Below are 25,032 nucleotides of genomic sequence, written 5' to 3' on the forward strand. Positions count from 1 at the left end.
GGTGTGGGATCCGTTCTGTTCCGGTCGTCATGCCCCGGCTTGTCCGGGGCATCCACCTGGCCGCTCGCTCCGCGCGTTCAGGCCGAAGGGCCGGTATGCTCGCGGAGCGGGTCCCTCGGACGAGCCGGGGGATGACGGCGCCCTATGGCGGTTCAGCGGGAAACGCCGACCCGCCATAGCCTGTAGATCTGAGGCATTTCCTGCACGCGGACCGGTAGCCACTTCGCGCGGAAATGCTCTCGGGCGGCGTCAGGAGATGACGCCCACCATCTCGTTCTTCCCGTTCTTGACCACCTGGACCAGGAACGAGCGGTTGATCTGGTCGCCCTTGGCATCGAAGTCGCAACTCGCGCCGGCGCCGACGAACTTGATCTTCTTGCCGGCCCGGATCATCTCCAGGCCCTTGACCACGTCGTCCACCTCCTCGCCGGGCGGGTTGCAGACCTCGAACACCGACTTCGCCCACACCTTCGCCTCGGAGGACTTGGCGTGCTCCATGGCGAGCGCGGTGGCGCAGATCTGGTCGTGGGCGTTGCCGGCGAACAGGAACACGGTGCCGGCCGGCGCCCCCATCTCCTTCACGAACTTCTTGTAGGAGGCGGACTCCAGCGGCGGGGCGGGCTGGAGGTGGTAGATGCCGTTCGCCACCTCCGGGCCCACCGCCTGGAGGAACTTGCCCTCCGCGTCGGCGCCGATGGAGAGGGCGACGATCTTCGACTTGAAGCCGCCGCGATAGACTTCCTTGGCGATGGAGACGAAATCGGTGAGCAGCGACAGGCAGAACACCGCGTCCGGGTCGGAGCCGAACGCCTTCTCCACCTCGGAGCGGTAGGAGGGCTGGTCCGGGTTGTACATCACCACCTGCGAGACCTTGCCGCCGAGCTTCTCCATCTCCGCCTTGAAGGGCTCGATCATGGCCACCACGAACGGGTTCTGCTGCGCCAGCACCACCACGTTCTTGGCGCCGATATTCTTCATCACCTTGGCGCCGGCCGGGCCCCAGGAGGTGCTCTTCGCCTGGAAGCGGAACACCATGCCCTTGTTGTCGCCGTCGGTGACCGCGTTGGCGGCGCAGGAGACCATCTGCACCTTGTCGGCGGCGAGGATGATGGGCTTGGCGGCGAGCGCGATCGGGCTGCCCCAGAAGCCGCCCACCAACTCCACCTTGTTCACCTCCAGCAGCTTCTTGGTGCCGGTGACGCCCACCGTGGGGTTGGTCTCGGAATCCTCGATGAACAGCTTCAGCTTGCGCCCGCCGAGGATGCCGCCGGCGTCGTTCACCTGCTTCACCACCAGCTCGGCGGCCTTCTTCATGTCCGGACCGTAGGGGCCGGTGGCGCCGGAGAACGGCAGCACCATGCCGAGCGGCACGTCCGCCGCCTGGGCGGCGGCCGGCGTGCGAAGGAGCGCGGCGGCAGGCAGCGCGGCGAGGCCGGCGACCACCTGGCGGCGGGAAGGAGAGAATTTGGGGCTCACGGCTGTACTCCTCTGGCTGGTTCGTCTTGTTCGGGATGGAGGTGGAGCAGGGCTTCCGCCGCGCCGTCGTCGATCTGCAGCGCGTCGTTGAAGCGGTTGAAGAAGCCGGCGAGCGCGCTGCGCAGCGTCAGCTCGACGATCTGGCCCTCGGTGAAGTGCGTGCGCAGGCGCGCGAACACGGCGTCGCGGATGCCCCAGGCGCGGGTGGTGACGAGGCCGGCATAGTCGATCACCGCCCGGTCGGCGTCGTCGAAGGCGGGATGGTCGCAGGAGGGCAGCGCCGCCGCCGCGTCCGCCGGAATGCCCTCCACCGCCAGCAGGGGGGTATGGTGGGAGACGCAGTAGGGGCAGGCGTTGAGCTTGGAGACGGTGACGACCGCCAGCTCGATGTAGCGGAACGGCACGCCTTCCCGCGCCCGAAGCTCCATCAGCATGCGGTAGAGGTGGTCGAGCGCGGGCGGCACGTGGGCCATCACCGCCGCCTGGTCGCGGAAGTCGGCATAGCCGCCGGCGAAGGCCTCGAACACCTGCGCCGTGGCAGGCGGCAGGTGGGCCGCCGTGAGGGGAGCGACGCGGGGCATCAGGCCTTGCCTCCCTCGGCGAGCGCGCCCTTGGGCGCGGCGTCGTCGTTCGGGAAGAACTCGCCGTAGCGGCGCTTCGGCTCCGCCACGAGGCCTTGCGGGCGCAGGATCAGCATCAGCACGATGCCCACCCCGATCATGCCGAGCCGCAGCGCCGAGAGCTGCACGCCGTCGATCCAGGGGATCAGGTCCTTCAGGAAGCGCGTCGCCTCCAGGATCAGCATGATCGAGCCGGCGCCGAGGATCAGGCCGAGGTTCGAGCCGCGCCCGCCGGCGATCACCGCCATGAAGGCATAGGCGGTGATGATGGGCGTGAACTGGGACGGGTCGATATAGGTGAGGAAGAAGGCGTGCAGCGCCCCGGCGAGGCCCATGATCGCGCCGCCCACGGCGAAGGCGCGCACCCGGAGCGCCAGCACCGGCTTGCCGAGCGCGGCGGTGACGGTGGGATCGTCGCGCACCGCGCGCAGCACCCGGCCGAAGGGCGAGCGCACCAGCGCCTCGCTGAAGGCGAAGGCCGCCGCCACCAGCACCACGGCGAACACCAGGATCACCCCGTCGCCCCAGGTCGCCGGCGTCATGTCCGCGAACGGGCGCGGGATGCCGGAGATGCCGAGCGCGCCACCGGTGAGCCAGCCCTCGTTCAGCAGCAGGATGCGCACGATCTCGCCGAAGCCGATGGTGACGATGGCGAGGTAGTTCTCCTCCAGGCGGATGGTGAGCAGCGACAGCGCCATGGACAGAAGCGCGCAGGCGACGGCCGAGAACACCATGGCGGCGAGCCAGCCCACGTGCGGGGCGGTGAGCGCCACCGCATAGGCGCCGAGCGCGACGAAGCCGGAGACGCCGAAGTTCACGAGGCCCGCGAGGCCCCATTGCAGGTTGAGCGCGAGGCCCACCAGCGCCGCGATGGCGACGAAGATGACGACCGTGACGAGATAGGAGATCATGAGCGCGCCCTCACTTGCGCACGGCCTTGGCGCCGAACAGGCCGTTGGTGCGGAACAGGAGCAGCAGCAGGATCACGCTGAAGCTGACGATCTGCCGGTAGCTGGGCGGCAGGACGAGGGTGGACATCTCCTCGGCGATGCCGATCAGCAGCGCCCCCGCCACCGCCCCGAGCGGGCTGCCGAGCCCGCCGAGGATGGCGGCGGCGAAGATCGGGATCTGGTAGTTCCAGCCCATGAGCGGGTCGATGGCGCGGTCGAGCCCGGCCAGCACCCCGGCGATGCCGATCAGCGCGCCGGTGAGCATCCAGGTGATGCGGGCGACCGTGCGCCGCTCCACCCCGCGCACGGCGGCGAGCGAGGGATTGTCCGCCACCGCCCGCATGGCGCGCCCGAGCGGGGAGGCGGTGAGCAGCAGGTGGAACAGGATCAGGGCGACGATCACCACGCCGGCGGTGGTCATCTGCTCGTAGTTGATGCGGATGCCGTTCCAGCGGATCGGCCGCGCCACCGCGAGGTCGAAGCTGCGCGCGGCGTTGCCGAAGGCGAAGCGGCAGATGTTCTCGATCACCAGCGACACGCCCATGGAGGCGACCAGGAGCGTGATGGAGCCGCGCTCGCGCAGGCGCTCGAACACCATCTCGTCGCAGAGGACGCAGGCGAGCCCCACCACCAGCGCCGCGAAGGCGGCCGCCATGGAGAGCGGCAGGCCGAAGGTGACGTTGGCGAGGTAGCCGGCATAGGCGCCGAGGGTGAGGAGCGCGCCCACCGCGAAGTTGGCGAAGCGCATGATGCCGAAGATCAGCGTCAGCGCCAGCGCCGGCAAGGCGAGCAGGAGGCCGGTGACGAGGCCGTTGAGGAAGAGCTGCGCGGCCATCTCAGGCCTCCTTGCCGAAGAACAGGCCGGCGAGATCCGCCTGCTTCACGTCGCCGGCCTTGGCGCGCAGGCTGAGGCGGCCGGCCACCAGCACCACCACCTCGTCGGCGATGGCGAGCGCGGCGGCGACGTTCTGCTCGACGAGCAGCACGGTGACGCCGGCCTCGCGCACCCGCACCACCGCCTCCATGGTCTCGCCGACGATCTTGGGCGAGAGGCCGGCGGAGGGCTCGTCCAGGAGCAGCACCTCCGGGTTGGCGAGCAGCGCGCAGGCGAAGGCCAGCATCTGCCGCTGGCCGCCGGAGAGGTTGCCGGCGAGCGTCTTCGGCCGCTGGCCCAGCTCGGGGAACAGCGCCAGCACCCGCTCGCGCTGGCCCGGGCCGACGCCGGCGCGGCCGCGGATGAACTCGGTGGCGAGCTTCAGGTTCTCGGCGATGGTGAGGGAGGCGAACACGTTCGCCTCCTGCGGCACGTAGGCGAGCCCCGCCGCCACGCGGCGCGCCGGCGAGAGGGCGGTGATGTCGCGCCCCGTCACCTCGATGCGGCCGGCGCGCGCCGGCAGCAGGCCGGCCAGCGTCTTGATGAAGGAGGACTTGCCGGAGCCGTTCGGGCCGATGACGGTGACGATGGTCTCCGGCTTCTGGATCATGTCGATGCCGCAGACGATGTCGCCGCCGCGGCCATAGCCGGCGCGCAGGCCGACGACCGCGAGCGCGTGGTCGCGCGGATCGTCCGTCGTCGGAGCGGAAGGCGGGGCGGCGGCGTGCGCGTTCATGCGGCTACCCCGAGATAGGCGTCCACCACGCGCGGGTCGGAGGTGGCCTCGGCGAAGGTGCCGGAGACCAGGGCGCGGCCCTGCGCCAGCACGTGGACCCGGTCGCAAACCTCCTCCACCAGGTGCATGTCGTGCTCGACGATGCCGAAGGAGAGGCCCTCCGCCTTCAGCTCGCGCACCAGGCGGATGATCTCCTCGCGCAGCGGCGGCGAGACGCCGGCGCCGGGCTCGTCGAGCAGGATGAGCTTGGGCTGCATGAGCAGCGCGCGCGCCACCTCCAGGAGCTTCTTCTGGCCGCCGGAGAGCATGCCGGAGGGCTGGTCGGCGAGCTTCAGCAGGCCGACGCGTTCCAGGAGGCGCCGGGCCTCGGCGGCGTTGGCGCGCTCCTGCGCCCACCATTTCGGCCGCGCCAGCAGCGCCCCCACCAGCGTCTCGCCCGCCTGATGCGGCGGGGCGATGAGCAGGGTCTCGAACACGGTGAGGCTGCCGAGCTCGCGCACGATCTGGAACGAGCGCACCACGCCCTTGGCCGCCATGCGGTGGGCGGCGAGGCCGGTCACGTCCTCGCCCTCGAAGGTGACGCTGCCGGCATCGGGCTTCGCGAGCCCGGTCAAGGCGTTGAGCAACGTGGTCTTGCCGGCGCCGTTGGGGCCGATGAGGCCGGTCACCTGGCCGCGCGCGAGGTCGACGGTGCAGCCGTCGAGCGCCGCGACGCCGCCATAGCGCCGGGTCAGCCCGCGGACATCGAGGAAGGAGTCCAAAGCGCACATCTCCCGCGGCGATGCCCGCGGAATGCCTCTTCCGTGGGCAGAGCGCCTTTTTGATGTGCATCAAAATAAAAGATTTGATGCAGAATTGAACAGATGATCTGCTCGCTGTTCAGATTAGACCCATGGATAGTCATGAAATCAAATTTATATTGCTTTGCACAAAGCTGAGTTTAATTTATCGATCCATGTCCCGGAGCCTCGAGATCGGCCTGCTGCGCACCTTCGTCCTGCTGGTGGAGGAAAAGAGCGTCACCAAGGTGGCGCGGCGTCTGAACCGCACCCAGCCCGCCATCAGCCTGCAGATCCGGCGGCTGGAGGAGGCGGCCGGCTTCCCCCTGTTCGAGGCCGACCTCAGGCACCTGCGCCTGTCGCGCCACGGCGAGATGCTGCTGCCCCACGCGCGCACCATGCTGCGGCTCGACGAGGAGGCGCGCCTGCGCCTCGCCGCCGACGAGGTGGAGGGCCGCGTCACGCTGGGGTGCCCGGACCTCTATGCCGCCTTCCTGCTGCCGGAGACGCTGGCCCGTTTCCGCGCCAGCTATCCGGCGGTGGAGGTGACGGTGCGCTGCGCGCTCTCGCGCCAGCTCGCCGAGGACATGTCCGACGGGCTGGTGGACCTCGCCATCGCCACCCGCATGCCGGGCGTCGCGCCGCGGGTGGGCATCGGCACGGTGCTGCGGCCGGAGCAGCTGGTCTGGCTCGGGGCCGAGGGCGGCTCGGCCCACCGCGCCGATCCGCTGCCGCTGGCCATGCTGCCGGACGGCAACCTCTATCGCGACTTCGCGCTCGCCGCGCTCGACCGCATCGGCCGGCGCTGGCGCATCGCCTGCATCTCGGAGAGCATCGCCGGCCTCCAGGCCATGGCGCTGGCGGACGCGGCGGTGTGCGTGCTCGCCCAGTCGGTGCGCACGCCCGGCCTCGTGGCCCTGCCGCCCTCGGGCGGCCTGCCGGCGCTGGAGAGCGTCGACCTCATCCTGTGGCAGCGCCATCCCGGCGGCTCGCCGGCGGCCGACCACCTCGCCGCCCACATCCGCCGCGACGTCTCCGCCGGTCGCTGAGGACGAAAGCCGCGGATAGAGGCGTATCGCGGCCTGTCACGCGCCGTCATGGCTCGGCTCGTCCGGGCCATCCACCGGGCCGGATGCTCCACCGCGTCACGGTGGGCGCCAGCCTGGCCGCCGAGTGGATCCCCGCGCAAGGCGGGGGATGACGGCGGAGACAAAAGCGGGGCGCAAGCCATCGAGCCCGGGCGCGCCGCGCGCCCTATCGCTGCGGCCCCGGCGCCGCCAGCGCGCCCGGCCGGCGCCGCCGCGCGAAGCGCGGGGAGAGGTCGACGCCCGCGCGCGACAAGGCGGTGGCGAGCCGGGCGATGCCCTTGCGGATCGCCTCCGGGCTCAGCGCCGCATAGCCGAGCACCACCGCGCGGGGATAGCGGAACGGCACGATCTCGTGCGCGCCCGCCGCCTCCAGCGTGTAGATGCCGACCCCGGCGTCGGCGGCGATCTGCGCCACCTCGCGCACCGGCGGGAAATGGTCCGGCAGCGTCCACATCACGTGCATGCCGGCATCGGCGCCGGCGATGCGCGCCGGGCCGAAATGGGCGTTGAGGCTCTCCACCAGCGCCTGCCGCGCCGCGCCGTAGGTCTGGCGGATGCGCCGCACGTGGCGCGCGAAGCGGCCCTGGTCGATGAAGTCGGCGAGCACGATCTGGTCGAGCCAGGGGTGGCCGTAATTGGCGAGGCTCTTGGCCTGCCGCACCGGCGTCACCAATTGCTTCGGCACCACCATGTAGCCGGTGCGGATGCCCGCGCCCACAGACTTGGAGAATGTGCCGAGATAGATCACCGAGGTGTTGGCATCGAGCCCCGCCAGCGCCGCCAGCGGGGCGCCGTCATAGCGGAAGTCGCTGTCATAGTCGTCCTCCACCACATAGGCGCCGCTGCCGCGCGCCCAGGCCAGCAGCTCGCGCCGGCGGCCGAGCGACATGGTGGCGCCGGTGGGGAACTGGTGCGAGGGCGTGACATAAGCGAGCGTGGCGCCGCAGCCGTCCAGATAGTCGGCGCACAGGCCCTGCGCATCCACCGGCACCGGAACGAGCGATCCGCCATAGCTCTGGAAGACGTGCGCCGCGCCCGCATAGCAGGGGTCCTCCACCGCGATCCTGACTCCCGGCTGCACGAACAGCCGGCTGATGAGGTTGAAGCCCTCCTGAGCGCCGGCGGTGATGATCACCTGGTCCGGCTCGGCCGGGATGGCGCGGTTGGCGGAGACGTGGCGGGCGATGGCGCTGCGCAGCTCGATCGCCCCTTCCGGCGGCCCGTAGCCGGAGAGGTTGCCGGAGGCGCGCGAAAGGTTCTCCACCAGCAGCTGCCGCCATTCCCGGAGCGGGAAGTTCTGGCTGTTGGCGCTGCCGTACCAGAAGTCCACCTGCATCCGGTTGGGGCCGGTCTGCACCATGCGCAGCGGCGCGGCGCGCAGCAGCACCGGCGGATGCACCACCGCCGGCTCCGCGGGCGGCGGCGCGGCGCCGGACGCCGCGACAGCAGGCCTTCCCGACAGGCCGACGCAGTCCTCCGGCAGCACCTCGCACACGAAGGTGCCGGCGCCGGGGCGCATGGCGAGATAGCCTTCCTTCGCCAGCCGCTCGAACGCCAGAACCACGGTGTTGCGCGACACCTTCAGCGTGCGCGACAGCTCGCGCGTGGAGGGCAGCGCCGAGCCCGGCCCCAGCGTGTGCGCGAGGATGGCCGCGCGCACCTGGTCGTAGACCTGTTCCTGGAGCGTCGTGCCCGCGGACGGGTCCAGAAGGAGTGGAATCATGTGCCTGTTCGATCCTTGGCCCCAAGGCCGAGATTAGCAAATCGCATGCCATTTGGCCGGGGTGGCGGATGCCTCAGGCGAGTCCCGATGCCACCTGCGGCCGCGCAAGATCTTGAAGGCGTATTTCGGCGACGGCATGGTCTCCTTCACGCCGTCCTGGGTGGTGCCGTCCCAGAAGATGGTGAGCACCTGCATGTCCTCCGGCGTCGGCGCCATGGGCAGCGTCACGCCGGTGGCGTAGCCGACCTGGATGCTGGCCACCCTCTCCTGGAGCATCAGGCGCCGGGCGCGCTCCGGCGCCTCCTTGGCGTTGGTCTCCTTTGCCACCACCAGCGCGACCTTGCGGCCGGCGATGCCGCCGGCGGTGTTGATCTTCTCGGTGGTCCCTTCCACCGCCCGCAGGCCGTTGGCCCCGGTGCTGCGATGGTTCCGCTTTGGGAAAATTCGATAGGACCAGCTTATGGAGCGCTTCGGCGCCGGGGCGGCTTGCGCTTAGGTTCCCCTGGCGAGCCGGCCGGCGCGGCCGGCGGCGAGCGTCCTTCCTTCACCAGTTACGGGGCCGACGAGCGCCATGGCCGACGCGGACTTCATCAAGACCACCTGCCCGAGGGACTGCTACGACGCCTGCGGCATCGTCGTGAGCCGGAAGGGCGGGACGATCCAGAAGGTCCTCGGCGATCCGGAGCACGCCGTCACCCGCGGCGCGCTCTGCGGCAAGTGCGCCATCGCCTACAACGGCGCCTGGCGCGCCCCGGAGCTGCGGCTGTCGACGCCGCTGAGGCGCGTGGGCGCCAAGGGGGAGGGGGCCTTCGCGCCGATCTCCTGGGACGAGGCGCTGGCGCTGATCGCGGAACGCTTCGGCGCGCTGGCGGCCGCGGGCGCGGCCCGCACCATCCTCCACACCCACTACACCGGCACCGTGGGCCTCGTGGGCGGCTGGTATCCGATCCGCTTCTTCAACCGCCTCGGCGCCACCGAGGTGGACCCCGACACGGTCTGCAACAAGGCCGGCCACGTGGCCTTGGAGATGACCTTCGGCAATTCGCTGGAAGGCTTCGACCCGCGCACCGCGCGCGAGGCGCGCACCATCGTCGTGTGGGGCGCCAACCCCTCCTTCTCCGCCCCGCACCAGAACAAGGGCTGGCTCAAGGCGGCGCAGGCCGCCGGCACGCGCATCATCGCCGTCGACCCCATCGCTCACGACACCGCGCGCGCGGCCGACCTGCATCTGCAGCTGCTGCCCGGCAGCGACGCGGCGCTCGCCTTTGCCTTCATCCACGTGCTGAAGCGCGAGGGGCTCGCGGACGAGGCGTTCCTGGCCGCCCATGTGCTGGGCGCTGAGGAGCTCGCGCGCGCCATCGCCGCCATGACGCCCGAGCGCGCGGCGGCGCTCAGCGGCGTGCCGGCGGCGCTGATCGAGGAGGCGGCGCGGGCCTATGGCGCCGGCCCCTCGCTCCTGTGGCTCGGCCAGGGGGTGCAGCGCCAGCCTTTTGGCGGCAATGCCTTCCGCGCGCTGGCGGCGCTGGTGGCCTTCTCCGGCAATCTCGGCAAGCCCGGCGCCGGCTTCCTCTACATGAACGGTCCCGGCGGGCGCGGCATCGACATGGCGACGCTCACCTGCCCCGAGCTGGCGGCCGACGCGCCGCCCGCCATCAGCCACATGGACCTCGCGGCGACGCTGGAGGATGCGGAACGCGCCCGCGCCTTCGTCAACTGGAACAACAACCCCGCCGCCTCCTCTCCCGAGCAGGCGCGGCTGCGCCGGGCATTGAAGCGCGAGGACCTGTTCCACGTGGGGGTGGAGCTGTTCCACACCGACACCACCGCTTATGCCGACATCGTGCTGCCGGCGGCGAGCTTCCTCGAATGCGACGACCTGGTGCTGTCCTATTTCGACCTCACCGTCTCGGCGCAGGTGAAGGCGGGCGATCCGCCCGGCGCGGCGCTGCCGAACGCGGAGATCTTTCGCCGCCTCGCCGCCGCCATGGGCTTCACCGAGCCGGAGCTGTTCGAGAGCGATGCCGCGCTGATCGCGCGCCTGCTCGCCCAGACCCCGTTCAGGGGCACGTTCGCGGACCTTGCCGTCATCGGCACGGCCACCGTGTTCCCGGAGCCGAAGGTGCAGTTCGAGGGCCTCGCCTTCGGCACGTCCTCCGGCCGCATCGAGCTTGCGAGCGCGCAGGCCGAGGCGCTCGGCCTGCCGCGCCTGCCGCTCGCCCATGCGGACGCCCCGCCCGGGGACGGGCAGGTGCGCATTCTCTCGCCGGCCTCGCAGTGGCAGATGAATTCGAGCTACGGCAACGATCCCATGATCCGGCGCCGGCTCGGACCGCCCACCGTGGCGCTGCATCCGGACGACGCGGTGCGCCAGGGCCTCGCCGAGGGCGACGCGGTGCTGCTCGCCAATGACGAGGGGCGCGTGCCGGTCACGGTCACCCTCTCGGATCGTACGCTTCCGGGCGTCGGCCTCATGCACAAGGGCCGCTGGCCGGGCCTGTCTCCCGGCGACGCCAACGTCAACGCGCTGGTCCCCGGCCGCAAGAGCGACATCGCCGAGAGCACCGCCGTCCACGGGACCGAGGCGCGCCTCGTGCGGCCGGAGGCGGCGCAATGAGCACGACCGACGCAGCCGTGGCGGCGCGTGACGTGGCGGTGATCGGCGCCGGGCCGGTGGGCCTGTTCACCGCCTTCGCCCTCGGCCAGGCGGGGCTCGACGCGCTGGTGGTGGACGCGCTCGACGCGCCCGGCGGCCAGTGCGCGGCGCTCTATGCGGAAAAGCCCATCTACGACATTCCCGGCCGCCCGTCCGTGACCGCAGGGGCGCTGGTGGCCGACCTCAGGCGCCAGGCAGCGCCCTACGACCCGCTCTATCTGCTGGGCCGGCGCGCCGTGGGCCTCTCGCAGGAGGGCGAGGCGTTCCGCATCGCGCTCTCGGACGGCAGCGCGGCGCGCGCCCGCGCGGTGGTGGTGGCGGCGGGGGCCGGCGCGTTCGGCCCCAACCGTCCGCCGCTGCCCGGACTGGCGGACTTCGAGGGCGAGAGCCTGTTCTACGCGGTGGACGACCCCGAGCGGTTCCGGGACCAGCGCGTGGTGATCGCCGGCGGCGGCGATTCCGCCGCCGACTGGGCGGTGATCCTGGCCGGCCTCGCCGCGCAGGTCACGCTGGTGCACCGCCGGCCCGTCTTCCGCGCCGCGCCGGCGACGCTGAGCGAGATCGCGCGCCTCGAAGGCGAGGGGCGCATCCGCATCGCCGCCCCGCGCACCCTCGCCGGCCTCGCCGGCACCGGCGCGCGGATCGCGGCGGTGCGGCTCGCCGACGGGGCGGGCGGGGCGGAGGAGGTCGCGGCCGACGCGCTCCTGTGCTTCTACGGCCTCGCCAAGGACCTTTCGGCGCTCGCCGGCTTCGGCATCGGCGCGGGTCCGGCCGGCATCCCCGTGGACCCCGCGAGCATGCAGAGCCGGTGTGCGGGCGTGTTCGCCGTCGGCGACATCGCCGACTATCCCGGCAAGCTGAAGCTGATCCTCACCGGCTTCGCCGAGGCGGCGCGGGCCGCCCGCAGCGCGCTCGCGCTGCTGCGCCCGGAGGCGGCGCGCCACTTCGAGCATTCCACCAGCCGCGGCGATCCGGCCGCGCACGCCGCCTACGCCGCCCACGGCGGCGATTCCGCCGCCCATGCCGCCCAGGCCTAAGGAGCCCTTGCGCACATGACGCGTCTCATCGTCACCGCCGGCGACGGCACCCGCCACGAGGTGGAGGCGCAGGACGGCCTCTCCGTGATGGAGGCGCTGCGCCCGCTCGATATCGGCATCGCCGGCGAGTGCGAGGGCTCGGCCGCCTGCGCCTCCTGCCACGTCTGGGTGGCGGACGCCTGGATCGCCCGCCTGCCGGAGGCGGAGGACGCGGAAGCCGACATGCTCGACTGCGCCTTCAACACCCGCGCCGGCTCCCGCCTCTCGTGCCAGCTTCGGGTCGGCCCGGAGCTGGAGGGCCTGGAAGTCACCGTGCCGCACGGCTGAGCCGGCGCCTGCCACATTCGCCGTCGGTCGCCGCTGGAGAGGCTGGACGGCAACGGGTTTGCCAGCGCCGCCGCCCGCTGCCACCATGCGGCGCGCCCGACGCGATCGGGCGGCTGGGCACGACAGGCAAGATGGCGCGCGCACCCGTTGAGTCCACCCGTTCGCGGACGACGAGGCCAAGGGCGACGCTTGCCGACGTGGCCCAGACCGCCGGGGTCGACATGTCCACGGCCTCGCGGGTGCTGCGCGGGGACGTCTCCCAAAGGGTGCGGGAAGAGACGCGCGCGCGCATCCTCAAGGTCGCCGAGGAGCTGGCCTACCGGCCCAATTCGCTGGCGCGCGGCCTGCGCACGGCGCGCACCGACACGCTGGGCATCGTCGTGCCGCAGCTCGACAATCCGGTGTTCGCCGCCGCCATCCGCGGCGCCGAGCAGGCGGCGGCGGAACTCGGCTATTCGCTGCTCATCTCCCACCGCGAGCCCGGCACCACCGCCACCACCATCGCCAAGCTCTCCCAGACCAACCGGGTGGACGGGCTCCTGGTGGCGAGCCTCGACGACGACGAGGTGCTGCGCTCGGACCTTGCCGCCGCGCATGTGCCGTTCGTGCTCATGAACCGCATCCTGCCCGGCGCGCCGCTCTCGGTGGTGCTGGACAGCCGGGCGGCGGCGCGCAAGGCGGTGGCGCATCTCGCCGGTCTCGGCCACCGGCGCATCGCTCATCTCGCCGGCCGCGACCAGGGCTTCAACGCCGCCCAGCGCCTGGATGGGTATCGCCAGGGCCTGGAGGCGGCGGGCATCGCCTTCGACCCGGCGCTGGTGGCGACCGCAGGCTACACCGCCGAGGGCGGCGCCCGCGCCATGGCGGAGCTGCTGCCGCAGCGGCCCACGGCGGTGCTGGCGGCGACCTTGGTTTCCGCCGCCGGCGCCATGTCGGTGCTGCACGCGGCGGGCTGGCGCATCCCGCAGGACATCTCCGTCGCCGGCCTGCACGACGCGCCGGTGGCGAGCCTGCTCTATCCCAGCCTCACCACGGTGATGATGCCCACCGAGGAGATGGGGCGCGTCGCCGCCTCGCTGCTGGTGCGCAGCCTCTCCGGCGAGCATCCCGACCCGGTGCCGCCGCTGCCGCCGGGCGACCTGATCGCCCGCGCCTCGACGGGGCCGGCGCCTGGGTAGCCCGAGGGGTCGGCTTCTGTCCTTGCATCCACTTGCCGCGCCGCTACCGCGGCGGAGCCCCCTCTCCCCGGCGGGGAGAGGGCAGGGTGAGGGGATGAGACGTCGGGTCGGGGCGCGCGGATGCCGGGCGCTTCAGAGGCAGCGCGGATCCCCTGCCGGGCGAAAGCCCCGCCGTTCGCGCCCCTTCCCCCGCACGCGGGAGAGGGTTCGGCCTTGCTCCAGGCTTTCGCGTTCCGCGCCGCCTCCCGACATTCCCGCTTGACGGCTCCCGCCGGGTCTGACAGCTTTGAACAAACGATTGCTCAAGAACAACGAGGGAGGACGCCACGATGGGACCCCGCAGCGCGGGGCCATGGGTGCGCGCCTCTTCCCGCAAGGGGTGCCCATGACCGGCCTGACCATCGCCGCCGCCAAGACCTCCGACGCCGTGGATGCCGACCTTGCCGCCGCGCTGGCGGCCATCGTCGGCGACGCCAACGTCCTGAGCGAGTTCGAGGCGCGGCGCGCCTATGCCCACGACCGGCTGCCGTTCGCCAATTTCCGCGAGCGCTTCGGCAAGCTCGCAGGCGTGGTGCCGCGCCTCGTGGCGCGGCCCGGCTCGGACGCCGAGGCGGCGGCCATCGTCAGGCTGGCGAACGCCCGCAAGGTGGAGCTGATCCCGTTCGGCAACGGCTCGGGCGTGCTCGGCGGCGCCATCCCGCTCCACCAGGAGGTGATGGTGGACCTCAGGCGCCTCGACCAGATCGTCGCCATCAATCCGCAGGATGCCATGGTCACGGTCCAGGCGGGCATGAACGGCATCGTGTTCGAGAATGCGCTGAACGCCGAGGGCTTCACCACCGGCCACCTGCCGCAGTCGATCGAGATCTCCACCGTGGGCGGCTGGGCCGCCTGCCGCGGCGGCGGCCAGGCTTCCAGCCGCTACGGCAAGATCGAGGACATCGTCATCGGCCTCAAGGCGGTGCTGCCGGACGGCACGCCGCTGGAGATCCGCCCGGTTGCGCGGCGCTCGGTCGGCCCGTCCATCCGCGATCTGCTGGTGGGCGGGGAGGGCGCCTTCGGCATCATCACCGAGCTGACGCTGCGCCTGTGGCGGCTGCCCAAGGAGGAGCGCGGCGTGGTGGTGGCGCTGCCTTCGCTGGAGGCGGCGTGGGAGGCCGCGCGCCGGATCATGCAGGCCGAACTGCGGCCCACCGTGGTGCGCATCTACGATGCCGCCGAGAGCCGCGAGCGCACCGAGGGGCTGGAGCAGTTCAAGGCGAGGCCGATCCTCGCCATCCTGGTGTTCTCCGGCGCCGAGCCGGTGCTCGGGGCGGAGCAGAAGGCGGCGCTCGACATCGTCGCCAGCGTCGGCGGCGAGGTGGCGCCCGACGGCCCCTTCCATCACTGGAAGGAAAACCGCTATGTGGCCTATTCCCAGAAGTGGCAGGCAGCGGGCTATTACAACGACACGGTGGAGGTCACGGGCAACTGGTCGGCCATCCCCGGCATGTATGCCGCCATGAGCGCGGCGGTGCGGGCGATCTACCCCAGGATCCATTTCGGCGCCCACTGGTCGCACGTCTATCCCGAGGGCGCCTGCCAATACATGACCATCCGCCTGCCACCCATGGACGAGGCCGAGGCGCTGCCGCTGCATGCGAAGCTCTGGGAGGCGCTCCAGTCGCTGACCCTGGAGCACGGCGGCTCCATCGCCCACCACCACGGCGTCGGCCTGTTCCGCAATCCCTGGATCGAGAAGGAGCTGGGCGCCGGGCTCGGCGTGCTCCAGAAGATCAAGGATGCGCTCGACCCCGACAACCTCATGAATCCCGGCAAGCTCGGCCTGCGCCCGGCCGCGGGCGCGGTGGACCTGCGCCGGGGAGAGGTGTGACATGAGCATCGCGCGAGCCCGCGGGAGGCGCCCATCGTGACCGCCGACCTGCTCATCGGCATCGACCTCGGCGCCGGCGCGCTCAAGACCAGCATCATCCGCATCGACGGGACGCTGGCGGGCGAGGCGTCGGCGCCCGTCGCCACGTCCGCGCCGCATCCCGGCTGGAGCGAGCAGGACCCGGCCGACTGGTGGCGCGCCATGCGCGAGACGCTGCCGCGCGCGCTCGCCCAGGCGGGCGGCGACGCCGCGCGGGTCGCCGCCATCTCCTTTTCCGCCGGCGCCCACACGCAGGTGCTTGAGGACGCGGACGGACGCGTCATCCGCCCCGCCATCCTGTGGAACGACCAGCGCTCCGGCGCCGAGGCCGCCGTGCTGCGCGAGCGGGCGGATGCGCGCATCCTCGAGATCGGCGCCAACCGCGCCAACCCCACCTGGACCCTGCCGCAGATGCTCTGGCTCGCGCGCCACGAGCCCGAGGCGTTCGCGCGCGTGAAGCGGCTCTACGTCGCCAAGGACTGGCTGCGCGCGCGCCTCACCGGCACGTGGGAGACCGACTTCATCGACGCGGTCGGAACCCTGATGGCGGACGTGAAGACCGGCGGCTGGTCGCGCGAGCTGTGCGACATGATCGGCTGGCCGATGGAGACGCTGCCGCCCATCGTCCCCACCACCGCCGTGGTCGGCGGCGTCACCGCCGCGGCGGCGCGCGCCACCGGGCTCAGGGAAGGCACGCCGGTGGTGTGCGGCACCTCCGACACGGCGGCGGAGACCTATGGCGCCGGCATGATCCGCGAGGACCTCGGCGTGGTGAAGCTCGCCACCGCCGCCACGGTGAGCGTGCTGACCACGGCGCCGCGCCCCGACGTCACCGTCATCAACTATCCCCACGTGGTGCCGGACCACTGGTACGTCATCGCCGCCACCAATTCCTGCGCCTCGGCGCACAAGTGGCTGCGCGACACCTTCTTCCGCCGCGCGGGCGAGGACGGCTCCGCCGTGTTCTCCGCCATGGACGCGAAGGCCACCGCCGTGGCGCCGGGCTCGGAAGGCCTGTTCTTCCACCCCTATCTCAACGGCGAGCGCTCGCCGCACTGGGACCCGCTCCTGCGCGCCGACTATGTGGGCATGGGCTTCAACCACGGCCCCGGGCATTTCGTGCGCGCGCTCTATGAGGGCATCGCCTATTCGCTGAAGGACTGCATGCTGGCGCTGAACGCCAAGGGGCTTTCCTTCTCCACCGCCCGCCTCACCGGCGGCGGGGCGAAGAGCGCGCTCTGGCGCCAGATCGTGGCGGACGTGCTGAACGTCGAGGTGGAGCTGCCGGCGGTGGCGGAGGCCTCGTTCGGCGCCGCGCTCATCGCCGGCGTCGGTGTCGGCGTCTATCCGGACGCGCGCGCGGCCGCCGCCGCCGTCGACATCGCCTGGCGCACCGCGCCCGATCCCGACCGGGCGGCGCTCTATGCGCGCGGCCACCCGATCTATGCAGACACGCAGAAGGCGCTCGCGCCCATCAACCACCGCATCCACGATTTCGTCCGCGGCCGCTGAGGAAGCGGCAGGGAGCACGGCAGGAGAAGATGGCTCAGGTCACACTGAACAAGGTCCGCAAGGCCTACGGCTCCGTCGTGGCGGTCCATGGGGTGGATCTCCACATCCGGGACGGCGAGTTCGTCGTCTTCCTGGGGCCGTCCGGCTGCGGCAAGTCCACCACGCTGCGCATGATCGCGGGGCTGGAGGAGATCACGTCCGGCACCATCGAGATCGGCGCGCGCGATGTGACGCGGCTTGAGCCCAAGGACCGGAACATCGCCATGGTGTTCCAGAACTATGCGCTCTACCCGCACAAGACCATCTACGAGAACCTCGCCTTCGGCCTGCGCATGCGCAAGATGGACAAGGGCGAGATCGACCGCCGGGTGAAGGCGGCCTCCGCCATGCTCGGCCTCGATCCCTATCTGGAGCGCAAGCCCAAGCAGCTTTCCGGCGGCCAGATGCAGCGCGTGGCGCTCGGCCGCGCGCTGGTGCGCGAGCCGGAGGTGTTCCTGCTCGACGAGCCGCTGTCCAACCTCGACGCCAAGCTGCGCGTGCGCATGCGCGAGGAGATCGCGCGCCTGCACCAGGAGGTCGGCACCTCCATGGTCTACGTCACCCACGACCAGGTGGAGGCGATGACGCTCGCCGACCGCATCGTCATCATGCGCGACGGCCATGTGCAGCAGGTGGGCCGGCCGCTGGAGGTCTACGACCGGCCGCAGAACCTGTTCGTCGCCGGCTTCATCGGCGCCCCGGAGATGAACCTCGTGGAGGGGCGGGCCGAGGGTGGCCGCTTCGTCGGTGACGGTCTCGCGCTCGACCTGCCGCCGGGCGGAACGGCGAGCGACGGCACGGAGCTCGTCATCGGCGTGCGGCCCGAGCACATGCCGGCGGGCGAGGCACAGGGCGCGCTGCCGCTGGAGGTGGCCGTGATCGAGCAGCTGGGCGCGCAGACGCTCCTGGTCGGCCGCATCGGCCGCGCGCGCATGCGCGTGCTGGTGGAGCGCACCGACGCGGTGCGGCCGGGGTCGATGGTGCCGATCTCGCTCAAGCCCGAGCGGCTCCACGTGTTCGACGGGAAGACCGGCATGCGCATCGAGCGCGGAAGCGCACAGGCCGGCGCGCGACCGGCGGCCTGAGCGTGGAATGGAAAAGTAAGCGTCAGAACAAACATATACGGGAGGAACGGGCCATGGACGAGAAGGACCACAAGAGTGACCTCAGCCGCCGCTCGGTGCTGAAGGCGGCCGGCGCGCTCGCCGGCGGCGTGATGGCGGGCAGCCTCGCGGCCCCCGCCGTGCACGCGCAGGGCACCAAGACCATCCGCTTCCTGAACGCGGAGACCTCGATCGACAGCATCCGCGCGCTGAAGGTGGCGGCGGCGGAATACGAGCGCCAGTTCGGCACCAAGGTGGTGATCGATTCCGTGCCGCTGGACGGCGTCTTCACCAAGGTGACGACCTCGCTGCGCGGCGGCACGCCCTACGACATCGCCACCTTCGCCTTCGTCGGCCACGTGCTGATCCTCGCCAGCGAGGGGCACCTGATGCCGCTCAACGAGCTGACGGACAAGTACAAGTGGGGTCCGAACATCCTCTTCCCCATCGATGGGAAGGTCTATTGGTACCCCTACGACTACAACCTCGCCTGGATCTACTATCGCAAGGATCTCTACGAGAAGAACAAGCTCAACGTGCCGAAGACCTGGGCCGAGTTCCTCAAGAACGCCCAGACGCTGAACGGCGACGGCCGCGCCGGCGCGCTCTACCCCATCGGCTCGAACGGCGCCACCAACTGGCTCTCGCCCGGCTTCATGTGGGCCGAGGGCGCCAAGATCTTCGACGACAAGTGGAACATCGTCTTCGACAGCGCCGAGATCGGGCCGAAGGTCGCCGCCTATCTCGACTTCTTCGGCGAGCTCTACAAGACCATGCCGTCGGGTGCGAGCCAGGCGAGCTTCGGCGAGGTGCTCTCGAACTTCACCTCCGACAAGGTGGCCCACACCGCCTATGCCGGCCGCCTGATCGAGGGCCTGGAGCGCAACAACCCCAAGCTCGCCGACCAGTACGGCATCATGCCCTACATGGATTCCGCCGGGAAGCACCAGGCGGTGAACCACGGCTATGACGGCTGGGTGGTGCTGAAGACGCCGCAGTCGGACGAGGCCATGAAGTTCATGAAGTGGTTCACGGAGAACCAGTACATCAACTTCCTCCACACCGCCCCGCTGCACTTCCAGCCGCCGCGCCTCGACGTCTATGACGACGCCCGCTGGCGGGCGCATCCGCTGATCGAGAAGCACAATGCGGCGGTGGAGGAGATGCGCCGGTTCCTGACCGACAAGAACATCATCCTCACCTCCATCGACACCCAGGGTCCGGCGCCGAGCCTGAAGCCCGGCAAGATCTTCGAGGCCTTCGTGTTCCCGGAGATGCTGCAGAACAAATGCCTGAAGAACATGTCGTCCGCCGAATGCGTGAAGGTCGCGGCGGACCGCATGCGGCAGGTGATCGCGTGAGGACGATCGCCTAAGGGGCGCGAGACGCGCAACCGTCATCCCCCGGCTTGTCCGGGGGATCCACTCCGCGGCCGGGGCGGCGATTTGGGCTGCGGCCGCGGGGGGGGGGCGGCCCGGTGGATGCCCCGGACGAGCCGGGGCATGACGATTCATCAAGCGGAGCGCCGCCCCGGCTGCGGCCAAGTCAATGAACAAGCCAATGAAACTGCTCGCAAGGACACCGCCTTGAGCTCACGCGCCACCATCTATTCCTTCCTCGGCATCGGCCTGGCGGCGACGCTGCTGCTGATCGTGGCGCCGGTGGCCTACGCCATCTCGCTGAGCTTCTACCGGATGGACAGCTTCGTCGGCGCGCCGCAATGGGCGGGGCTCGACAATTACGCCCGCGTGCTCTCCGACTGGACCTTCTGGCGCGCGCTCATCAACGGCTTCGTCTACTCGCTCGGCACCATCGTGCTGCAGGTGACGCTGGGCATCGGCTTCGCTTTGGTGCTGAACCAGGTGTTCCCGCTGCGCAACATCGTGCGCGGCCTCTCCATCCTGCCCTATCTGCTGCCGACCGTGGTGGTGGTGCTGACCTTCAAGTGGATGGTGGACGGCTCCATCGGCGTCCTGACCGCCGTGATCGCCGCGCTCGGCCTGCCGCCGGTGAGCTGGTTCGAGAGCCCGGCCGCCGCCATGACCTCGGTGATCCTGGTGAGCGTGTGGATGTGGACGCCGTTCGTCACCACCACCTTCCTCGCCGCGCTCCAGACCGTGCCGGCCTCGCTCTACGAGGCGGCGAAGGTGGACGGCACCAACGCGGTGCAGCGCTTCTTCCACATCACCCTGCCGATGCTGAAGCCGATCCTCACCGTGATCGTGCTGCTGCGCGCGGTGTGGATGTTCAATAAGTTCGACGTCATCTGGCTGCTCACCCAGGGCGGCCCGGTGGGGGCGACGGAGCACCTCGCCATCCTCTCCTACAAGACCGCCTTCTCGCTGTTCGACATCGGCGGCGGCGCCGCCATCGCCACCATCTCGTTCCTGATCCTGTCGGTGGCGGTGTTCATCTATTTCCGCCTGTTCCCCCTGGATACGGAATGAGCCTCATGTCCAGCGCGCTCGCCCCCCGCTCGCTCGCCTCGCGCGTCGGCCTCTATGCGGCCGCGATCGTGATCTCGGTCTATTCCGCCTTCCCCATCTACTGGATGGTGATCTCCTCCGTGCGGCCGCCGCAGGAGCTGATCTCCAGCACCGCTCTGGTGCCCGGCGCGGTGACGTGGGAATACTACTGGAACCTGCTGGAGCTGACCGACTATCCCGCCCAGTTCCTGAACTCGGTGATCGTCGCGGCGGTGACGGTCGCGGTCACCATGGTGCTGTCGGTGATGATCGCCTATGCGGTCACGCGCCACCGGGTGCCGGGCAAGAAGCTGATCGTCGGGGCGATGCTCTACGCCTACATGTTCCCGCCGCTGCTGATCGCCATCCCCATGTTCACGGTGTTCGCGCGCATGGGGCTCGGCGACACGCTTTTGAGCGTCATCGTCTCGCACCTGACGCTCACATTGCCGCTGGGCGTGTGGTTCCTGTGGGGCTTCTTCAAGTCCATGCCGTTCGAGCTGGAGGAGGCGGCCATGGTGGACGGCTGCACGCGGCTCGGCGCCTTCCTGCGGGTGGTGCTGCCGCTGTCGCTGCCGGGGCTGATCACGGTGGCGATCTTCTCGTTCCTGCTGTCGTGGACCGACTACACCTTCGCCCTGATCATGATCGGCTCGGATGCCAACAAGACCGTGCCGGTGGGCCTTGCGTCCATGATCGGCTCGTTCGACCTGCGCTGGGGCGAGATCATGGCCGGCTCGACCCTCATCGCGCTGCCCTTGTTCGGCGCCTTCGCGCTGCTCAGCCAGTATTTCATCCAGGGCCTCGGCGCCGGCGCCGTGAAGGGCTGAGGGCGCGCCAGAACGGAGATGACCATGTCCTTGCGCGCCTTCGGCGGTCCCTCGCTCTATGTGCAGGGCGCCGGCGCCCTCGCCGACCTCGGCCCACGCATCGCCGCGCTCGGCGCGCGTCCGTTCGTGGTGGCGGATGCCGTGGTGGCGGAGCTTCTGGGGCATCGCCTGCGCGCGGCCGTGGGCGCCGGCGCGACCTTCGCCACCTTCGGCGGCGAATGCACGGCGGCCGAGATCGACCGCCTGTCCGCTGCCGCGCGGGCGGCGGAGGCGGGGGTGGTGCTGGGCGTCGGCGGCGGCAAGGCCATCGACACCGCGAAGGGCGTGTGCATGGCGCTTTCGTGCCCACTCGCCATCGTGCCCACCATCGCCTCGAACGACAGCCCCACCTCGCGCCTCGCCGTGCTCTACACGGCGGACCACGTGCTCGCCGAGGTGCGCCTCATGGCCACCAATCCGGACCTCGTGCTGGTGGATACGGCGGTGATCGCGCAGGCGCCGGCACGCTTCTTCGCCGCCGGCATCGGCGATGCGCTGTCGAAGAAGTTCGAGGTGGAGCAATGCGCCGCCGCCGGCGGGCTGAACTTCTACAAGGGGGCCCCCACCGAGCTTGCGCTCGCCATCGCCGAGCGCTGCTACGCCATCGTCCGCGCCGACGGCGAAGCGGCCATGGCGGCGGTCGGGCGCAAGGCGCCGGACGCGGCGATGGAGAAGGTGGTGGAGGCCACCATCCTGCTCTCCGGGCTCGCCTTCGAGAGCGGCGGCCTCTCCATCGCCCATTCGCTCACGCGCGGCTTCTCGGCGGTGCCGGAGATCTCCCGCGCGCTGCACGGCGAGCAGGTGGCGCTCGGCCTCATGGCGCAACTGGTGGCGGAGGGGCGGGACGCGGCCTTCCTCGACGACCTCAAGGCCTTCTACGCCGCCATCGGCCTGCCGGCGTCGCTGGCGGCGTTCGGCGTCAGCGATCCTGCGGCGGTGGACGTGATCGTCGACGTGTCCTGGCGCACCGCGCCCTATATCCGCAACTTCCGGCCCGAGCTGTCGCAGGCGCAGCTTCATGCCGCCCTGGCGTCGCTCATGACGTAAGGTAATTTCTGCAGGCATTGCTTTTGACGGCCAAAATACGCGCCGGCCACACCCAATTGACGCCTGTCGGTTTACTCGATCTCCCGGTCGAGAGATGGATTTCGGCGAACTTTGGAAGGTATCGCCGATGATCGGGCGTCATGTAATTCCGGCCTTGTTGGCTGTGGTGGTCCTGGCGCCGCCTGAGGCCAGCAGCCAGCAGCTCCAGGGGCCGGCCGGCGCGCCGGCAACGCGGGAATTCCCCGATTCCCGTGTCCTGCCGATCCCGACGCCCCCGTTCTCCGGCGCGATTCAGCCTAACCTGATCGACAGCACCGCCGCGTGGTCGCCCACCATCGCCCCGCCCCAGGGCGCGCCCAACGTGCTGCTGATCCTGGTGGACGATGCCGGCTTCGGCTCCAATTCCGCCTTCGGCGGCATCGTGCCGACGCCGACGCTGGACGATCTCGCCGCGCGCGGCCTGCGCTACACCCAGATGCACAACACCGCCTTGTGCTCGCCCACCCGCGCGGCGCTGTTGACCGGGCGCAACCATCATGCGGTGGGCTACGGCATGGTGGCCGAGGGGGCCGTCGGCTATCCCGGCTACAATTCCGTGACCGGGCCGGAATCCGCCCATGCCGCCGAGGTGCTGAAGCTCAATGGCTACGCCACCGCCTGGTTCGGCAAGAACCACAATGTCCCGATCTGGGAGGCGACGCCGGCCGGGCCGTTCACCCACTGGCCCATCGGCGAGGGCTACGACTATTTCTACGGCTTCGTCGGCGGCGACACGAGCCAGTGGGAGCCCGGCAACCTGTTCCGCAACACCACGCCGATCCATCCCTACAACGGCAAGCCGGGCTGGAACCTCGTCACCGCCATGGCGGACGACGCCATCTCCTACATCAATACCCAGACCGCGACCGATCCGAAGCGGCCCTGGTTCATCCACTACGCGCCCGGCGCCACCCATGCGCCGCACCATCCCACCAAGGAGTGGGTGGACAAGATCGGCGCCATGCACCTGTTCGACCAGGGCTGGAACAAGGTGGCCGAGCAGATCTTCGCCAACCAGAAGAAGCTGGGCGTGATCCCGGCCAATGCCAAGCTGCCGGACTGGCCGGATTTCCTGCCCAAGTGGGACGCCCTGACCGCGGACCAGAAGAGCTCTATCTGCGCCAGATCGAGATCTGGGCCGCCTACATGGCCTACAGCGACCACGAGATCGGCCGCGTGATCGAGACGCTCAAGCAGCTCGGCCAGTTCGACAACACGCTCATCGTCTTCGTCGCCGGCGACAACGGCATGAGCGCCGAGGGCTCGCTCAACGGCACGCCCAACGAGGTGGCCTATTTCAACGGCTTCGACTACTCGGTCGAGCAGATGATGCCGCTGATCCCGGTCTGGGGCACGGATCGCACCTACAATCACTTCGCGGTTCCGTGGGCGTTCGCCATGGACACGCCGTACCGCTGGACCAAGCAGGTGGCCTCCCACCTCGGCGGCACCCGCACCGGCATGGTGGTGACCTGGCCCAACCGCATCAAGGACGCGGGCGGCATCCGCAACCAGTTCCATCACGTGGTCGACGTGGCGCCCACCATCCTCGACGCCATCGGCGTCCCGCAGCCGACCATGGTCAACGGCATCGCCCAGCGGCCCTATGACGGCGTGAGCATGACCTACAGCTGGGACAAGGCGGCGGCCAGCGTGCCGTCCACCCGCGGGACCCAGTATTTCGAGATCTTCGGCAACCGCGCCATCTATCACGACGGCTGGATGGCCAACACCGTGCCGGCCGCGACGCCCTGGGAGGGGGTGAAGGGCAAGCCGCCGGTGGATGTGCTGAACGGCTTCAAGTGGGAGCTCTACAATCTCGCCGAGGATCCGACCCAGACCAACGATCTCGCCGCCAAGGAGCCCGAGCGCCTGCGCATGATGCAGGACCTGTGGCTGGTGGAGGCCGCGCGCAACAACGTGCTGCCGCTGAACGATTCGCAGCTGCCGATCCTGACGGTGGAGCGGCCCGGGCCGGCTGCGGGGCGCACGCAGTTCGTCTATACGGCGCCCATGACCTCGACCCAGTTCGCGGTCGCGCCCTCGATCCTCAACCGCTCCTACACCATCACCGCCGAGATCGAGGTGCCGTCCGGCGGGGCGAACGGCGTCCTCGTCACCCAGGGCGGCCGCTTCTCCGGCTGGGGCTTCTACCTGAAGGACGGCAAGCCCACCTTCACCATGAACCTGCTCGACATCGAGCGCCCCAAGTGGCAGGCCGGCGAGGCGCTCGCCCCCGGCAAGCACACCCTGGTGTTCGACTGGGCGATGGCGACGGACGGCCCGGCCCTCGGCCGCAGCGGCACCGGCGTCCTGAAGGTGGACGGCAAGACCGTGGCGCAGAACGCGCTGCCGCGGACCCAGCCGCTGATCTGGGCCTGGGACGAGACCTTCGATGTCGGTCTCGATACCGGCACGCCGGTGGACGACAAGGACTATCAGGTGCCGTTCGCGCTGACCGCCAAGCTGGGCAAGATCACCATCGATCTCGGCGCCTCCACCGTCTCGCCCGAGGCGATCCGGCTGATGATGCAGGAGCTGGCCAAGAAGCGGGACTGAGAAACGCGACTGAGAAGCGGGACTAATTTCCGCGAACCGGTCGCGC

Annotated in this window: 22 protein-coding genes; 14 read left to right on the forward strand and 8 right to left on the reverse strand. The window is 70.5% G+C overall.

Annotation, left to right across the window (positions count from 1 at the left end):
- Positions 1–249 precede the first annotated feature (249 nt).
- From V5F67_RS08545 to V5F67_RS08570, 6 genes are read right to left on the reverse strand one after another with little or no spacing between them, the layout of a single operon-like run.
- A complete protein-coding gene (locus tag V5F67_RS08545) occupies positions 250–1,476 on the reverse strand; it encodes an ABC transporter substrate-binding protein (protein ID WP_394021233.1) in 1,227 nt (408 codons plus the stop codon).
- Positions 1,473–2,057 (reverse strand): carboxymuconolactone decarboxylase family protein, encoded by a 585-nt coding sequence (locus V5F67_RS08550; protein ID WP_394021232.1) that lies wholly within the window; start codon positions 2,055–2,057, stop codon positions 1,473–1,475. Before V5F67_RS08550 ends, V5F67_RS08545 begins: the two co-directional genes overlap by 4 nt.
- The gene (locus tag V5F67_RS08555; protein ID WP_394021231.1) at positions 2,057–3,007 is read right to left on the reverse strand and encodes a branched-chain amino acid ABC transporter permease; all 951 of its coding nucleotides are present in this window, start codon (positions 3,005–3,007) and stop codon (positions 2,057–2,059) included. The genes V5F67_RS08550 and V5F67_RS08555 overlap by 1 nt, the downstream gene beginning before the upstream one ends.
- A 10-nt stretch (positions 3,008–3,017) precedes the next feature.
- Positions 3,018–3,881: a branched-chain amino acid ABC transporter permease gene (locus tag V5F67_RS08560; protein WP_394021230.1), complete on the reverse strand. Its 864-nt coding sequence runs from the start codon at positions 3,879–3,881 to the stop codon at positions 3,018–3,020.
- Position 3,882: 1 nt separating this feature from the next.
- Positions 3,883–4,656, reverse strand: a complete 774-nt coding sequence (locus V5F67_RS08565) for a branched-chain amino acid ABC transporter ATP-binding protein (RefSeq protein ID WP_394021229.1) — start codon at positions 4,654–4,656, stop codon at positions 3,883–3,885.
- Positions 4,653–5,417 carry an ABC transporter ATP-binding protein gene (locus tag V5F67_RS08570; RefSeq protein WP_394021228.1) on the reverse strand — a complete coding sequence of 255 codons (765 nt, stop codon included), beginning with the start codon at positions 5,415–5,417 and terminating at the stop codon, positions 4,653–4,655. The genes V5F67_RS08565 and V5F67_RS08570 overlap by 4 nt, the downstream gene beginning before the upstream one ends.
- A 194-nt stretch (positions 5,418–5,611) precedes the next feature.
- Between V5F67_RS08570 and V5F67_RS08575 the strand changes: the two genes are divergently transcribed.
- Positions 5,612–6,484, forward strand: a complete 873-nt coding sequence (locus V5F67_RS08575; RefSeq protein WP_394021227.1) for a LysR substrate-binding domain-containing protein — start codon at positions 5,612–5,614, stop codon at positions 6,482–6,484.
- A gap of 205 nt (positions 6,485–6,689) precedes the next feature.
- On the opposite strand, the gene pdxR is transcribed toward V5F67_RS08575, so the two are convergent.
- Positions 6,690–8,246, reverse strand: coding sequence for a MocR-like pyridoxine biosynthesis transcription factor PdxR (gene pdxR, locus V5F67_RS08580; RefSeq protein WP_394021226.1), 1,557 nt, complete (start codon positions 8,244–8,246; stop codon positions 6,690–6,692).
- Positions 8,247–8,279: 33 nt separating this feature from the next.
- Positions 8,280–8,708 (reverse strand): ABC transporter substrate-binding protein, encoded by a 429-nt coding sequence (locus V5F67_RS08585; RefSeq protein WP_509210659.1) that lies wholly within the window; start codon positions 8,706–8,708, stop codon positions 8,280–8,282.
- Positions 8,709–8,817: 109 nt separating this feature from the next.
- Between V5F67_RS08585 and V5F67_RS08590 the strand changes: the two genes are divergently transcribed.
- The 13 genes from V5F67_RS08590 to V5F67_RS08650 all read left to right on the forward strand — a co-directional run bounded on the left by V5F67_RS08590 (position 8,818) and on the right by V5F67_RS08650 (position 24,986).
- Positions 8,818–10,860: a molybdopterin-containing oxidoreductase family protein gene (locus tag V5F67_RS08590; protein WP_394021225.1), complete on the forward strand. Its 2,043-nt coding sequence runs from the start codon at positions 8,818–8,820 to the stop codon at positions 10,858–10,860.
- A complete protein-coding gene (locus tag V5F67_RS08595) occupies positions 10,857–11,936 on the forward strand; it encodes an NAD(P)/FAD-dependent oxidoreductase (protein WP_394021224.1) in 1,080 nt (359 codons plus the stop codon). The genes V5F67_RS08590 and V5F67_RS08595 overlap by 4 nt, the downstream gene beginning before the upstream one ends.
- 15 nt (positions 11,937–11,951) lie before the next feature.
- On the forward strand, positions 11,952–12,263 hold the full coding sequence (locus V5F67_RS08600) for a 2Fe-2S iron-sulfur cluster-binding protein (RefSeq protein ID WP_394021223.1): 312 nt from the start codon (positions 11,952–11,954) through the stop codon (positions 12,261–12,263).
- A gap of 197 nt (positions 12,264–12,460) precedes the next feature.
- A complete protein-coding gene (locus V5F67_RS08605) occupies positions 12,461–13,441 on the forward strand; it encodes a LacI family DNA-binding transcriptional regulator (protein WP_394021222.1) in 981 nt (326 codons plus the stop codon).
- A 352-nt stretch (positions 13,442–13,793) separates the two neighbouring features.
- Positions 13,794–15,314, forward strand: a complete 1,521-nt coding sequence (locus tag V5F67_RS08610) for an FAD-binding protein (RefSeq protein ID WP_509210640.1) — start codon at positions 13,794–13,796, stop codon at positions 15,312–15,314.
- Positions 15,315–15,350: 36 nt separating this feature from the next.
- Positions 15,351–16,865, forward strand: a complete 1,515-nt coding sequence (xylB, locus tag V5F67_RS08615; RefSeq protein WP_394021220.1) for a xylulokinase — start codon at positions 15,351–15,353, stop codon at positions 16,863–16,865.
- Between the two features lie 29 nt (positions 16,866–16,894).
- The gene (locus tag V5F67_RS08620; protein WP_394021219.1) at positions 16,895–17,989 is read left to right on the forward strand and encodes an ABC transporter ATP-binding protein; all 1,095 of its coding nucleotides are present in this window, start codon (positions 16,895–16,897) and stop codon (positions 17,987–17,989) included.
- Between the two features lie 53 nt (positions 17,990–18,042).
- Positions 18,043–19,368, forward strand: coding sequence for an ABC transporter substrate-binding protein (locus V5F67_RS08625; protein WP_394021218.1), 1,326 nt, complete (start codon positions 18,043–18,045; stop codon positions 19,366–19,368).
- Between the two features lie 225 nt (positions 19,369–19,593).
- The gene (locus tag V5F67_RS08630) at positions 19,594–20,454 is read left to right on the forward strand and encodes a carbohydrate ABC transporter permease (protein ID WP_394021217.1); all 861 of its coding nucleotides are present in this window, start codon (positions 19,594–19,596) and stop codon (positions 20,452–20,454) included.
- Positions 20,451–21,302, forward strand: coding sequence for a carbohydrate ABC transporter permease (locus V5F67_RS08635; RefSeq protein WP_394021216.1), 852 nt, complete (start codon positions 20,451–20,453; stop codon positions 21,300–21,302). Before V5F67_RS08630 ends, V5F67_RS08635 begins: the two co-directional genes overlap by 4 nt.
- A 24-nt stretch (positions 21,303–21,326) precedes the next feature.
- A complete protein-coding gene (locus V5F67_RS08640) occupies positions 21,327–22,388 on the forward strand; it encodes a glycerol dehydrogenase (RefSeq protein WP_394021215.1) in 1,062 nt (353 codons plus the stop codon).
- 127 nt (positions 22,389–22,515) lie between these two features.
- On the forward strand, positions 22,516–23,607 hold the full coding sequence (locus tag V5F67_RS08645; protein WP_509210641.1) for a sulfatase-like hydrolase/transferase: 1,092 nt from the start codon (positions 22,516–22,518) through the stop codon (positions 23,605–23,607).
- A complete protein-coding gene (locus tag V5F67_RS08650) occupies positions 23,508–24,986 on the forward strand; it encodes a sulfatase-like hydrolase/transferase (protein WP_394021214.1) in 1,479 nt (492 codons plus the stop codon). Before V5F67_RS08645 ends, V5F67_RS08650 begins: the two co-directional genes overlap by 100 nt.
- Positions 24,987–25,032: the final 46 nt, after the last annotated feature.

It is taken from the genome of Xanthobacter pseudotagetidis (assembly GCF_043194795.2).
Classification (GTDB): Bacteria; Pseudomonadota; Alphaproteobacteria; order Rhizobiales; family Xanthobacteraceae; genus Xanthobacter; species Xanthobacter tagetidis_A.

What these genes read in the sequence shown, in the direction of transcription:
- V5F67_RS08595 (WP_394021224.1), top strand. Translation starts at nt 10,857, where the DNA reads ATGAGCACGACCGACGCAGCCGTGGCGGCGCGTGACGTGGCGGTGATC.
- V5F67_RS08645 (WP_509210641.1), top strand. Translation starts at nt 22,516, where the DNA reads ATGATCGGGCGTCATGTAATTCCGGCCTTGTTGGCTGTGGTGGTCCTG.
- V5F67_RS08555 (WP_394021231.1), bottom strand. Translation starts at nt 3,007, where the DNA reads ATGATCTCCTATCTCGTCACGGTCGTCATCTTCGTCGCCATCGCGGCG.
- V5F67_RS08625 (WP_394021218.1), top strand. Translation starts at nt 18,043, where the DNA reads ATGGACGAGAAGGACCACAAGAGTGACCTCAGCCGCCGCTCGGTGCTG.
- V5F67_RS08590 (WP_394021225.1), top strand. Translation starts at nt 8,818, where the DNA reads ATGGCCGACGCGGACTTCATCAAGACCACCTGCCCGAGGGACTGCTAC.
- V5F67_RS08635 (WP_394021216.1), top strand. Translation starts at nt 20,451, where the DNA reads ATGAGCCTCATGTCCAGCGCGCTCGCCCCCCGCTCGCTCGCCTCGCGC.
- V5F67_RS08575 (WP_394021227.1), top strand. Translation starts at nt 5,612, where the DNA reads ATGTCCCGGAGCCTCGAGATCGGCCTGCTGCGCACCTTCGTCCTGCTG.
- V5F67_RS08560 (WP_394021230.1), bottom strand. Translation starts at nt 3,881, where the DNA reads ATGGCCGCGCAGCTCTTCCTCAACGGCCTCGTCACCGGCCTCCTGCTC.
- V5F67_RS08600 (WP_394021223.1), top strand. Translation starts at nt 11,952, where the DNA reads ATGACGCGTCTCATCGTCACCGCCGGCGACGGCACCCGCCACGAGGTG.
- V5F67_RS08620 (WP_394021219.1), top strand. Translation starts at nt 16,895, where the DNA reads ATGGCTCAGGTCACACTGAACAAGGTCCGCAAGGCCTACGGCTCCGTC.
- V5F67_RS08610 (WP_509210640.1), top strand. Translation starts at nt 13,794, where the DNA reads ATGGGTGCGCGCCTCTTCCCGCAAGGGGTGCCCATGACCGGCCTGACC.
- pdxR (WP_394021226.1), bottom strand. Translation starts at nt 8,246, where the DNA reads ATGATTCCACTCCTTCTGGACCCGTCCGCGGGCACGACGCTCCAGGAA.
- V5F67_RS08550 (WP_394021232.1), bottom strand. Translation starts at nt 2,057, where the DNA reads ATGCCCCGCGTCGCTCCCCTCACGGCGGCCCACCTGCCGCCTGCCACG.
- V5F67_RS08640 (WP_394021215.1), top strand. Translation starts at nt 21,327, where the DNA reads ATGTCCTTGCGCGCCTTCGGCGGTCCCTCGCTCTATGTGCAGGGCGCC.
- V5F67_RS08565 (WP_394021229.1), bottom strand. Translation starts at nt 4,656, where the DNA reads ATGAACGCGCACGCCGCCGCCCCGCCTTCCGCTCCGACGACGGACGAT.